Below are 11,376 nucleotides of genomic sequence, written 5' to 3' on the forward strand. Positions count from 1 at the left end.
CGAGGACCATCCATGAGCGTCGAAGCCAACACCCGCGCGATAGAGAAAACCGTCGTCACCGATTTCAGCGATCGTATGAGCTACGGCGCGTACCTGGACCTCGACACTCTGCTCAGCGCGCAGAAGCCGGTGAGCACCCCCGAGCATCACGACGAACTGCTGTTCATCATTCAGCATCAGACCACCGAACTGTGGCTCAAGCTGGTCATTCACGAGACACTCGCGGCCCGAGCGGCATTGGACGCCGACGACATCGGAACCGCACTGAAATGCGTTGCGCGAGTCAAGCACATTCAGAAGACGCTGACCGAGCAGTGGTCGGTGTTGGCCACACTCACCCCGACGGAGTACTCGCAGTTCCGCGATTTTCTCGGCAACTCCTCGGGTTTCCAGTCGTACCAGTACCGGGCGGTGGAATTCGTGCTCGGCAACAAGAATGCGGGCATGCTGAAGGTCTTCGAGTCGGATCCGGCTGCGCATGAGCTGCTTTCGACGCTGTTGCATCAGCCGAGCCTGTACGACGCATTGTGGCAGTCGCTGGCGCGGCAGGGGTACGACGTACCGGCATCAGCCCTCGATCGCGACGTCACCGCGGCATACACGTTCAACGAGGACCTGATGCCGCTGATCACATTCGTCTACGAGAACCACACCGAGCACTGGACGGTGTACGAGGCCTTCGAGGAGTTCGTCGATCTGGAGGAGAACTTCCAGCTCTGGCGCTTCCGTCACATGCGGACGGTGCTCCGTACCATCGGAATGAAGAGCGGAACCGGTGGATCGAGTGGAGTCGGATTTCTGCAGAAGGCGCTCGAGCTCACCTTCTTTCCCGAATTGCTGGCTGTGAGAACGGATATCGGACGATGACGCAACGCGTAGACGAACTGGACGCCCAGGATCCACTCCGTAGCTACCGCGACAGATTCCTCGGTATCGACGACCCGTCGATCAGCGCGTATCTCGATGGAAACTCGTTGGGCCGGCCTACCAAGGCGAGCGTCGAACGGATCAACACCTTCATGACCGACGCTTGGGGTGGACGCCTGATCCGCGGTTGGGACGAGCAGTGGTTCGACCTACCCGTCACCATCGGCGACGCCCTGGCCGACGCCACCCTGGGAGCCGCGCCCGGGCAGACCACGATCGGCGATTCGACGACGGTGTTGCTGTACAAGCTGGCACGGGCGGCGATCGCCATGCGGCCGGGTCGCACCGAGATCGTCATCGACCGCGACAACTTCCCGACCGATCGCTATCTTCTCGAAGGCATTGCGGCGGAATCGAACATGACGCTGCGATGGATCGAGACGGACCGCCGCGGTGGTATCGAACCGGAACAACTCGCCGAGGTGGTGGGGGAGAACACCGCGCTGGTGGTGATCACCCACGTTGCCTACCGGTCCGGCTTCCTCGTCGACGTGGCCGAGGCGACACGTATCACGCACGAGGCCGGCGCACTGATGCTGCTGGACGTGTGCCATTCCGTCGGTTCGGTGCCGCTCGAATTCGATTCCTGGGGAGTGGATCTGGCCGTCGGGTGCACCTACAAGTACCTCAACGGCGGTCCCGGATCGCCCGCGTTCGCGTACGTGCGCAGTGATCTTCAGGGCGAGTTCGTCCAGCCGATCTGGGGCTGGATGGGTCGGGCCGATCCGTTCGAGATGGCGCAGGGTTACGTTCCGGCACAGGGTATTCGACGGGTCATCAGTGGCACGCCCTCGGTGTTCGGCATGATCGCGATGCAGGACACCATCGAGATGATCGCCGAGGTGGGAATGGACGCGATACGCGCGAAGTCCGTTGCGCTCACCGAGTATGCCCTCGAGCTGGTGCGTGAGATGTTGGTGCCGTTGGGAGTGGAGATCGCCTCACCCGAGGATTCGACGCGACGCGGCGGGCACGTCACCATCGACCATCCCGAGTTCAAGGCCATCACCGCTCGTCTGTGGAAGCGAGGTGTCATCCCGGATTACCGCGCGCCACAGGGTATTCGATTGGGCCTGAGCCCACTGAGCACCTCGTACCGCGAGGTGTACCTGGGAATCGTGGCGATCCGTGACGAACTCCGCACCTAGCACCGCCGGGGCAATTCTCGACGATTTCGACTCTCGTCCGGGAAGCGCCACCTCACTGGTTCGCACGGTGCTCGGGGCGTACGTTCGGCCCCTCGGAGGGTGGTTTGCCATCGCCGACTTCGTCGTGTGGATGGATGCGCTCGGAGCGGCACCGGAGAGTACGCGCATCGCGATGACCAGGCTGAAGAAGAAGGGCGTCGTCGAATCCGATAATCGTGAGGGCCGCACCGGCTATCGCATCACCGAGCAGGCCGACACCATGTTCGCGCGCGGTGACGGTCGGATCTTCGGGTTCCGTCGGATGGCCGACGGCGATCCGTTCCGGCTCATCTCTTTCACCATTCCGGAGACGCAACGTGCCGCGCGCCACCAACTGAGGCGTCGACTCACCGCAATCGGATGCGGAACGGTCTCACCCGGTTTGTGGATCGCGCCCGAATACCTCGCGGGTGAGGCGGGCGACATCATCGACGCGTTGGAGTTGTCGGAATACGTGACGAGCTTCGTGGCCTCCGAGGTAGCGCCACCGGCCACACTGCGTGAGAGCGCCGCCCAGTGGTGGGACCTGGCGGGCATCGCCGATCGGCATCGGGCATTCCTTGCCGCTCACGACGGCGGGTCGCCGGCCCGGAACCCCCGCGACGCGTTCGTCACGTTCGTGCCGTTGCTCGACGAGTGGCGTGTCATTCCCTACGTCGACCCGGGCCTGCCTCCGTGCATGACACCGGAGGACTGGCCGGGGACCCGGGCCGTCGCGACTTTCGATGCGGCGCGTGAGCGCTACCTGGAGATCAGTCGGGAATGGGTCGATACGACGGTTCGCGCTTCTTGATGTACGAGATGACGCGATACGTGATCGGCATGACGATGACCTCGGCCAGGGTCTTCCACAGGAATCCGACGATGACGTAGTTGATGAAGTCGGTCCAGGTGCTGATGCCGATGACTCCGGCGGCAATGGAGCAGAAGATCAGGGTGTCGAAGAATTCGCCGACGATGGTCGACCCGATCAGTCGCGCCCACAGGTGCTTTTCCTTGGTGCGTTCCTTGATCTTGACCAGGACGACCGAGTTCAGGAGCTGCCCGACGGTATAGCCGGCGAGACCGGCGAGAACGAGGCGGGGGACGACACCGACGACGGTTTCGAGGGCCTCTTGGTTCTCGTAGAAGGACGCGGCGGGAAGTTCGATGGCGATCCAGAAGCACACCGAGGTGAGCAGCAACGATCCGAAGCCGAGGTAGATCGCGCGGCGTGCGGCCTTGAAGCCGTACACCTCGCTGAGGACGTCGCCGAGGATGTAGGCGAGGGGGAACAGAAAGAATGCGCCGTCGGTGTTGATCGGCAGGATTTGGAAAGGTCCGAGCATGACGTCGGACGAGGCGAAGAAGGCGACACCTTTGCTGGCGGCCACATTCGAGATCAGCAGCGTCGCGACGAAGAGCGCGACGATGGTGGGGTAGTAGCCCCGGCTGATGTGAGCGAATGTGGCCTGCCCAGACTCGGTGCCGCCGTCGGGGGCGGTGTGTTCGGTAGTAGTCACCGCTCGATCCAAGCACCGAGACGACGATGGGCGCGAATCCCGGGTGAGGGATGCGCGCCCATCGAGGCGTATAACCGGTCAGGCGACGCGGCCGCCCACGGTGACGCGGTACGCGTAGGTGCCGGCGATGATCGTGATCGGAATGGTCACCAGAAGACCGATGCCGAGCAGGATCGCGCCGACGATGTTGAGGCCGAACAGGGCGAGCGCGAGGACGAAGATGGTCCCGCCGTTCGATGCGATCGCCTTGGCGCTGGCCTTGATGGCGGGGATCGGCTCGTCGCCGCGGTCGATGACGAACTGGAAGGTCCACCACGTGAAGAACGTGACGACGAGTCCTGGGATGACCAACAAGATGTAGCCGATGCCGGTTGCGATGCCCACGAGGACGCCGGCGATGACGATGGCGAAGACGTTGTTGAACTGGAAGAAGGACCCGAAAGCGGGCTTGATCCCGTCCACCTCGTGCAGAGCGCCGCGGACGAGTGCCGCCTGAATGAGGAGGGCGACGACTCCGACGATGACGCTGAAGATCAAGCTGAGGACGAAGTTGTCGGAGGTCAGCACGAAGTTCAGGACGCCCTGGATGATCGCGGCGATCAGGACGATGCCGATCCAGACGAGGGCGTTCTGCTTGAACTTCTCGAAGCCGTATCCGATGGCGGAACCGACCGACAACTGCGTCGGCATCGGCGACTCACCGAACGACGGAGGCGGCGGGTAGTTGCCCTGTGGAGGCGGCGGGTAGTTCCCGGGTGGTGGGTAGCCGCCCTGCGGGGGCGGTGGGTAGTTGCCCTGGGGAGGTGGTGGGTAACCGCCCTGCGGCGGCGGATAGCCACCGGGGTTCTGTGGATCCTTGTCGGGGTCGTAACCGCCTGAGGTCATCGTGTCCTTCTCCCTCGGGAAGAGTTGTCGCGGTCACTGTACGTCCGATCGATCCCGAGTTGGGTCCCGTCACATTGCAACGTGATCTCGATCGGTTCGTGGATCAGGGATTCGCGGGGTCGAACACCCACGGTTCGCGGGGTACCTGCGTCGGCTTCCACCGCTCGAGTAATTCCTCGGCGTTCTCTACGTCGGGCACACCGAGGGAAGTGGTGATGAGTGCCCACGCGTCGGGTCGTTCGGCTAGCGTCACCGCGCCGTCTCGTTTGGCCAGACGCTTGCCCTCGACGTTGAGCGCGAGGGGAACGTGGACGTACGTCGCGGGGGTGAGGCCGAGGAGCTGAGCGAGGTAGCCCTGTCGCGGCGCGGAGGTGAGCAGGTCGTCGCCGCGCACGATCTGATCGACGCCCTGCGCGCCATCGTCGACGACGACAGCCAGGTTGTAGGCGGGCACGCCATCGGATCGACGCAGGACGAAGTCGTCCACCTGGCCTCGGAACAGCCCCTGCAGCTGATCGACGATGGTGAATTCGGTTACCTGTGAACGCAATCGAATGGCAGGTGGGCGGTCCTTCGCTGCTCTCTGGTTTGCGGTGAGGTCGCGGCAGGTTCCGGGATACGCGCCGTCGGGAGCATGCGGGGCGGAGGCGGCCTGGAGGATTTCCCGACGCGTGCAGAAACACTCGTACGTCAGCCCGGCTGCGGTGAGCGCCCGAATCGTGGCGTCGTAAATTTCTCGACGCTCGGATTGCCGCATGATCGGCCCGTCCCAGTCGATTCCGATGGCGGCGAGGTCGTCGAGTTGCCGCTGCTCCGAGCCGGGTTTGACGCGATCGAGGTCTTCGACGCGCATCACGAACCGACGTCCGGTGGAGCGGGCGAAGAGCCAAGCCAGAAGCGCGGTTCGGAGATTGCCGAGATGCAGATCGCCCGAAGGACTGGGGGCGAAGCGTCCGGCGGGCACGGGGACAACCTTAGGTCGAGTGCCGCAGAAGTTGCTCGAGGTGGAGCAGTGAGGTCGCCTCGAGGTCCGGCGCGGTGAAGTGCTGCGGGTAGGTGGTGCCGGTGCGGTTGATCCAGGCCGTGGACAGTCCGGCACGGTGGGCACCGTCGATGTCCCAGGGGTGGACGGCGACGAGGATGGCCTCGTGGGGTTCGACGCCGCACCGATCGAGTGCGTATCGGTACGACTGTCCGGCGGGCTTCCATGCCCCGGCTTGGTCGACGGACAGCAGCATCTCTGCGTGTTCCAAAACTCCGGCACCGTCGAGCAGTTTTCGAGCAACGCCGACCGCGCCGTTGCTCAGGGTGATCAGCCGAATCTCGAGCGCAGCCAGTGCTCTGATGCCGTCTGCTACGTCGGGATGCACGTCCAGGCCCATGAAGCCGCCCATTATGTGCTCGACGGCGTCGTCGATCTCCCGATTCAGCGCCTCAGGTTGCAGCATCACTGCAAGTAGCCCGGATGCGACGTCCGCGAAGGGCTGCGCCGAGCCGGCTGCGGTGAGGGCGAAGCCGTCACGCAGGACACTCGCGAACCACAGTGACGCGAGTTCTGCGGGGGCTCCCACGTCGGTGAAGCAATGCGACAGCGGCGACATGTCGGACAGCGTTTCGTTGACGTCGAAGACGATCACGCGTGGTCGACGCAGCGCAGGCGAGATGTTCGGGTTGTCGGGATCGGTCACGAACTGAGCTCCTTGTGGTGGTTCTCTTTTTCCTGGACAACGACGACGCCGCATTCCCGGAAACGTCGATCGGTGTCGCTTCCGAGATCGTCCATCGCGCCAGTATCGCAGCACGCTCCGGTAGGTAGATGGTTGACAAAGCAACTACTTCGGGTACGGTCGAAGTTGTTGACATCGCAACGACTTGCAGGCCGACGGCGCACGTTGCCGAAGCGCCCGGTGAGACGTCAAGAAGTCACACCCGCCGAGGGCCGACCTGCTCCGCATACCGAAAGGCGTCATCACATGACCAAGATCGCGATCATCTACTACTCGGCAACCGGTCACGGGGCCACCATGGCGAACAAGCTCGCCGACGCAGCCACAGCTGCGGGAGCGGAGGTCCGCGTGCGGCACATCGCAGAGACACGTGACCCGAGCACCTTTGCCGAGAACCCCGCCTGGACGGCGCAGTACGAAGCAACAAAGGATCTTCCGGCTGCCAGCGGCGACGACATCGTCTGGGCCGACGGCGTCATCTTCGGATCGCCGACGCGTTTCGGTAGCACCGCGGGACAGTTCCAGACCTTCATGGACTCGCTCGGTGGCTACTGGGCCAAGGGACAACTTGCGGACAAGGCGTACGCCGCGTTCACCTCCAGCCAGACTTTGCATGGCGGCCAGGAGACGACGCTCACCGGTTTGTACACCTCGCTGATGCACTTCGGCGGCGTCCTGGTCCCGCCCGGATACACCGACGGTCTGAAGTTCGCCGACGGCAACCCCTATGGCGTCAGCCATGTGACCGGGGGCGACAACCAGAACGAACTGGAGGATGCCACGCTTGCGGCCCTCGAGCACATGGCCACCCGCGTGGTCACCGTCGCAACGGCATTGTCGCGGTAAGCAGGACGAGCGGCTCGTAGCTCCATCACTCGGCATCGGGTCACTCAGGGCGGGTTGTGTCCTGGGTGACCCGATGCGATGGATGCGACGAGTTGCTCGATGACCGCTCGCGGGCCTGCCGGTGACGCCGCGTGCGTCAGCAACCCCTCGACGACGAACGTGCTGATGCGGAGCATGGCGTCGGCCGCGTCAACGGACAGGCCTCGGAAAGACCCTCAACCCCTGCGAACTGTGAGATCCGCTCGCCGGCCTGGTACAGAACAACAGCATCGACCGCATACCGAGCGCTTATCGAGTTCGGCCACGTTCTCTGCGAATCGCCCCACTCACGAACTCAATCCGTGACAACAAACCTCGCCCCACGCGGAATCTGCAACCCCGCCGCATCCCCGACCCGCAACGCAGACCCCGCCGCCAACTCAACTTTCACAGTCAGTGACCCCACGGTCACGTCCGCGATGCTGCGAAATCCGGTAGGCCGCAGGTTGGAAACAACCCCACGAATCCCGTTGTCATCCAGAGTGATCAGCTCATGTCGCAATAACAGCACGGCCGGCCCAGCCGGAAGTGAAACCCCGTCGACCTCCAACTCCCCGAGCTCGGAGCGATGCACCCCAACCCCGTCCCACTGACCCTCGATTTCGTTGACCCCACCCATCAGGCGCGACACTGCCAGCGTGCTGGGGCGCGTGTAGGCCGTGGCGATATCGGAGTGATGCTCCAATCGACCGTCGATGAGCACCGCCACCGAATCGGCGAGCACGGCCGCTTCCTGCTGATCGTGGGTGACGAGCAGCAGGGTCTGATCGAGCGTCGAACGTAATTCGCGAACCAGGTCGTGCATCTCGCTGCGCAACAACGGGTCCAGTGCACTGAAGGGCTCGTCCAACAACAACACGCGCGGTGAGCCGGCGAGCGAGCGCGCCAACGCCACCCGCTGAGCCTGCCCGCCCGATACCTCGGACACCGCACGACCTCCGATATCGCCGAGGTGGACCAGGTCCAGGTACTCCCGGGCACGTTCGCGCGACCGCTTGCGACTGTCCCCGGCGGCGCGGTAGGCGAAGCCGATGTTGTCGAGTACCGACATGTGCGGGAACAACATCGGACGCTGGAACACCATGCCGACGCCGCGATTTTCGGCCGCGACGTCGTTCACCTCGTGTCCGTCGATGCGCACCGTGCCGGCAGTGGGTGAATCGAGTCCCGCGATGAGTCGTAGTGCAGTGCTCTTGCCCGATCCCGACGGCCCGAGAATCGCCGTGCACGAACCCGGTGGCACGGTGAGATCCATCGAATCGAGAGCCGCAACCGATTGACCGGCATGGACTTTGGTGAGTCCGTGAACGGACAGTTCGACGCTCATCGTGCACTCCTACGACGCAACCGGGCCAGCATGAGCACCAGCAACAACGGCGGCACCACAGCGGCGACCGACAGTGCAGCCACCACCGAATCGTTGCCGGTCCCGGCAGCGAACGACGCGACGAGAATGGGCACGGTGACCAGTCTGCCTCCACCGATCAGCAGGGTTATCACGTAGTCGCTCCACGCCACGAGGAACGCGAGCAGTGCCGAACCCGCCAACGCCGGAGCCAACAGCGGAATGCGAATCCGTCTCAGCACCATGGCATTCGACGCACCGAGTGTGCGAGCTTCTTCCTCGTAGCCGATGTCGTACGCGCCGAATGCCACTCGCATCAGATACGTCGTGTACGGAATGGCCGCGACGGTCAGCAGAGCGATCACCGCCACCGTGCTCGGAATGCGCGAGCGCAGCACCAGAACGTCGAGCCCCAACGCCACGGCGAACGGGGGTAGAGCCACAGGCGCGAACAGAACACCGGCCACGACAGCAGGAAGGCGCACGGTACCGTTCACCAGGGCGCGAGCGGCCAACGCGCCCAATGGCGTTGCGATGGCGGCGACGGCGAGAGCGAGAAGCGTCGATCGCATGAAAGCATCGGTACCCCCGGCATCGAGGGCGCTGCGGACGCCGTCGAATCCCCATTCCTGGGGAACCGAACCGGGAAACGACCAGCGATTGCTGATGGCCCACAGGACAACCGGAATCAACGGCAGCAAGAACCACAGGACCAGCACGGCCCGGCCGGCGAAAGGAGGAACGCGATTCACTTCCACGCTGCCGATCTGCGCAGATAATGCAGTGCCACCGCGGCCACGACCACCGTCAGAGCGGTGGCGACGGTCGCCGCAGCGGCTGCCTGCGGACGCGTCTCGAGATCGATCGACGTGAACAGGCGAATCGCCATCACCGACAACGGCTCCGGATACGGCCGACCCAGAATACGGGCCACCTCGTACGAGCCGACCGTGTAGGCGAACGCGATAGCCGCCGACGCGATCAACGCGGGCCGAGCCAACGGCAGCGTGACCAAACGGAGCCGAGCCCACCGGCCTGCACCGAGGGTCGCGGCCGTCTCGTCGAATGCTGCTATTCGGGTGGCGAGCGTGCCCGCCACGACGACGGCCACGAAAGCCGATTCCTTCCAGGCGTATTCGAGGACAACGGCGATCCACCACTTCCCACCGACCAATTCCGGCCAGCCACCGTCGGTCATGCCGAGAATGCGGGGCAGCATCCCCGAATCGGCCAGCAACAATGCCATCGCGGCGGCACCGATCAGGTGCGGCACCGTAACCGTCACCCCGGCCGCGACCAACGCGGCGCGTCCACCCGACAGAGCCGTCAGTGCAACGGCCAACCCGATCACCGTGGCCAACGCCGTCGAGACGATGGCAATCGACAGCGTCAGCCCCACTGAGCGCCACAGGTCACCGCCGAGCGCCGAATACGCGCCGACCGACAATTCGGGGGTGCCGACCAACGGCATCAGACCCAGGCTCTGCAGCACCACCGTCCCGAGACCGCCGCCGACGACGAGAACGACCAACACGACGGCAGGCAGCACCGCCGCCGCGCCGCGAAAGCTCTTCGTGGACGCGCTCACTGACCGGCGAGCACGCTTCGACGCCAACCCTCGTCGAGCGGCGAGACCCAGTCCGCCGAGAGTTCGGGATGCGCATCGGCCGACAACTCCTCGTAGGAGGGCAGCACCGTCGAACTCGGCAACGCCTCGAACTGCGCGCGAGACTCCGGCGTCAACCGATCCAGATCGAGAACGGTGAACTGACCCCACACGTCCGGCGTCGCCTTCGCGAGTTGTTGCTCGGGCGACAACGCGAGATTGGCGACCACCTGTGCCGCCGCCGACTTCCCCGACGTCGATGGGATGGCAAGGAAACTCGCATTCCCGACGGTTCCCTCGTCGAGAGTCAGGACGCGAGTCTCCGGCGGGAAGGTGCCGTCGGCGACGAGTTTCGGGAGGGTCGCGGGGCCGTACGTCATGGTCATGTCGACCTGACCGCCGGCGTAGAGGGCGTCGAGCTCGGAGGAGGACTGTGGATACGTCGTGCCTTCGCGCCAGAGTGACGGGGCGAGCTCGTTCAGTCGATCGAACAATGCCGGGGCCAAGCGGTCGTAGGAGTCCTGATCGAACCGAGCGGGAACCTCGTCGACGCCGCCCGAGGCATTGATCAACGCCTCACGCAGAAACACCGATCCGGTGAAGTCCGGGGGAGCGGGGTAAGTGAAGCGGCCCGGGTTCGCGCGAGCCCAGTCGAGCACGCCGTCGAATGTGGTCGGCGGATCGGGGATGGCCGCCGCGTTGTAGACCAATGTGAATTGAGCCTTGTGCCAGGGTGATTCGCAGTTCTCGACCGGTGTGCCGAAGTCGTCGAGCAACAGTGGATCCTCGGGATCGGTCAGTTCCATGTTCGGCAGGTTCTGCGTCCACCCGCACAGCCACGCGCCCGCCTGCTGGCCGGTGCCGAAGTTCGCGCCGTTGACCCACACCAGGTCCACTTCGCCGTCGGTGACCCCGGCCTGCCGCTCGGACAGGATGCGGTTGACGGCATCGGTGGTCGATTCCACCGGCACCCGGCGCAGTGTGACGCCTTCCTCGGCCGCCGCGGGGGTGAGCACATCGTCGACGTAGGCGTTGCCCTGCTCGTCGCCGCCGTACATCCACAGCGAGACGGTCTGCCCCTGTGCCTGCTGTTCGATCTCGCTCCACGACTGCGCCTCGGCGATCGGAGCTTCCGAATCCGGCGCAGCGCAGGCCGTGAGCAGCAGCCCTGCGCTCGCGGCAATCGTCACTGCGCACCGTACCGAACGAATCACCGTGGGCCTCCAGATCAACCGAAGCAGCCGTCGTCGACGCTGCCCTCACCACCGTAATCGGTCGAATGAGACAACCGCTGAACACGCGGGCAGACCGG

General features: G+C 64.5%; 13 protein-coding genes. 4 read left to right on the plus strand and 9 right to left on the minus strand.

Annotated elements, in window-relative coordinates; genetic code table 11:
• The first annotated feature begins 12 nt into the window (after nt 1–12).
• The 3 genes from CH249_RS12125 to CH249_RS12135 are packed head-to-tail and all read left to right on the plus strand — an operon-like array spanning nt 13 to nt 2,907.
• Entirely contained in the window at nt 13–867 is an 855-nt protein-coding gene (locus CH249_RS12125) for a tryptophan 2,3-dioxygenase (protein WP_094646610.1), read from the plus strand.
• The gene (kynU, locus tag CH249_RS12130; protein WP_094682093.1) at nt 864–2,075 is read left to right on the plus strand and encodes a kynureninase; all 1,212 of its coding nucleotides are present in this window, start codon (nt 864–866) and stop codon (nt 2,073–2,075) included. Before CH249_RS12125 ends, kynU begins: the two co-directional genes overlap by 4 nt.
• Entirely contained in the window at nt 2,056–2,907 is an 852-nt protein-coding gene (locus tag CH249_RS12135) for a PaaX family transcriptional regulator C-terminal domain-containing protein (RefSeq protein WP_094682092.1), read from the plus strand. The genes kynU and CH249_RS12135 overlap by 20 nt, the downstream gene beginning before the upstream one ends.
• Here the strand turns inward: CH249_RS12135 and CH249_RS12140 are convergent.
• The 4 genes from CH249_RS12140 to CH249_RS12155 form a co-directional block, all read right to left on the minus strand.
• Nucleotides 2,867–3,616, minus strand: a complete 750-nt coding sequence (locus tag CH249_RS12140) for a queuosine precursor transporter (protein WP_094632082.1) — start codon at nt 3,614–3,616, stop codon at nt 2,867–2,869. The genes CH249_RS12135 and CH249_RS12140 overlap by 41 nt on opposite strands.
• A 78-nt stretch (nt 3,617–3,694) precedes the next feature.
• Nucleotides 3,695–4,501 carry a hypothetical protein gene (locus CH249_RS12145; RefSeq protein WP_094698927.1) on the minus strand — a complete coding sequence of 269 codons (807 nt, stop codon included), beginning with the start codon at nt 4,499–4,501 and terminating at the stop codon, nt 3,695–3,697.
• Nucleotides 4,502–4,604: 103 nt separating this feature from the next.
• Nucleotides 4,605–5,465, minus strand: a complete 861-nt coding sequence (gluQRS, locus tag CH249_RS12150) for a tRNA glutamyl-Q(34) synthetase GluQRS (protein ID WP_094646614.1) — start codon at nt 5,463–5,465, stop codon at nt 4,605–4,607.
• 10 nt (nt 5,466–5,475) lie between these two features.
• On the minus strand, nt 5,476–6,189 hold the full coding sequence (locus CH249_RS12155) for a haloacid dehalogenase type II (RefSeq protein WP_256988292.1): 714 nt from the start codon (nt 6,187–6,189) through the stop codon (nt 5,476–5,478).
• A gap of 285 nt (nt 6,190–6,474) precedes the next feature.
• Here CH249_RS12155 and wrbA point away from each other — a divergent pair, with 285 nt between their 5' ends.
• The gene (gene wrbA / locus CH249_RS12160) at nt 6,475–7,074 is read left to right on the plus strand and encodes an NAD(P)H:quinone oxidoreductase (RefSeq protein ID WP_032395327.1); all 600 of its coding nucleotides are present in this window, start codon (nt 6,475–6,477) and stop codon (nt 7,072–7,074) included.
• Between the two features lie 44 nt (nt 7,075–7,118).
• Here the strand turns inward: wrbA and CH249_RS12165 are convergent, their stop codons facing one another.
• The 5 genes from CH249_RS12165 to CH249_RS12185 all read right to left on the minus strand — a co-directional run bounded on the left by CH249_RS12165 (nt 7,119) and on the right by CH249_RS12185 (nt 11,254).
• Nucleotides 7,119–7,250, minus strand: coding sequence for a hypothetical protein (locus CH249_RS12165; protein ID WP_256981131.1), 132 nt, complete (start codon nt 7,248–7,250; stop codon nt 7,119–7,121).
• 158 nt (nt 7,251–7,408) lie between these two features.
• On the minus strand, nt 7,409–8,440 hold the full coding sequence (locus CH249_RS12170) for an ABC transporter ATP-binding protein (protein WP_094646616.1): 1,032 nt from the start codon (nt 8,438–8,440) through the stop codon (nt 7,409–7,411).
• A complete protein-coding gene (locus CH249_RS12175) occupies nt 8,437–9,210 on the minus strand; it encodes an ABC transporter permease (RefSeq protein ID WP_094632092.1) in 774 nt (257 codons plus the stop codon). Before CH249_RS12175 ends, CH249_RS12170 begins: the two co-directional genes overlap by 4 nt.
• Nucleotides 9,207–10,046 carry an ABC transporter permease subunit gene (locus CH249_RS12180; protein WP_094646617.1) on the minus strand — a complete coding sequence of 280 codons (840 nt, stop codon included), beginning with the start codon at nt 10,044–10,046 and terminating at the stop codon, nt 9,207–9,209. Before CH249_RS12180 ends, CH249_RS12175 begins: the two co-directional genes overlap by 4 nt.
• Nucleotides 10,043–11,254, minus strand: coding sequence for an ABC transporter substrate-binding protein (locus tag CH249_RS12185; protein WP_256981132.1), 1,212 nt, complete (start codon nt 11,252–11,254; stop codon nt 10,043–10,045). The genes CH249_RS12180 and CH249_RS12185 overlap by 4 nt, the downstream gene beginning before the upstream one ends.
• Between the last annotated feature and the right edge of the window lie 122 nt (nt 11,255–11,376).

Source organism: Rhodococcus sp. 05-2255-3B1 (assembly GCF_002258545.1).
Lineage (GTDB): Bacteria > Actinomycetota > Actinomycetes > Mycobacteriales > Mycobacteriaceae > Rhodococcoides.

Excerpts from the sequence above, each read along its gene's own strand:
- CH249_RS12125 (WP_094646610.1), top strand. The coding sequence starts at position 13 with ATGAGCGTCGAAGCCAACACCCGCGCGATAGAGAAAACCGTCGTCACC.
- CH249_RS12170 (WP_094646616.1), bottom strand. The coding sequence starts at position 8,440 with ATGAGCGTCGAACTGTCCGTTCACGGACTCACCAAAGTCCATGCCGGT.
- CH249_RS12165 (WP_256981131.1), bottom strand. The coding sequence starts at position 7,250 with ATGCTCCGCATCAGCACGTTCGTCGTCGAGGGGTTGCTGACGCACGCG.
- kynU (WP_094682093.1), top strand. The coding sequence starts at position 864 with ATGACGCAACGCGTAGACGAACTGGACGCCCAGGATCCACTCCGTAGC.
- CH249_RS12145 (WP_094698927.1), bottom strand. The coding sequence starts at position 4,501 with ATGACCTCAGGCGGTTACGACCCCGACAAGGATCCACAGAACCCCGGT.
- wrbA (WP_032395327.1), top strand. The coding sequence starts at position 6,475 with ATGACCAAGATCGCGATCATCTACTACTCGGCAACCGGTCACGGGGCC.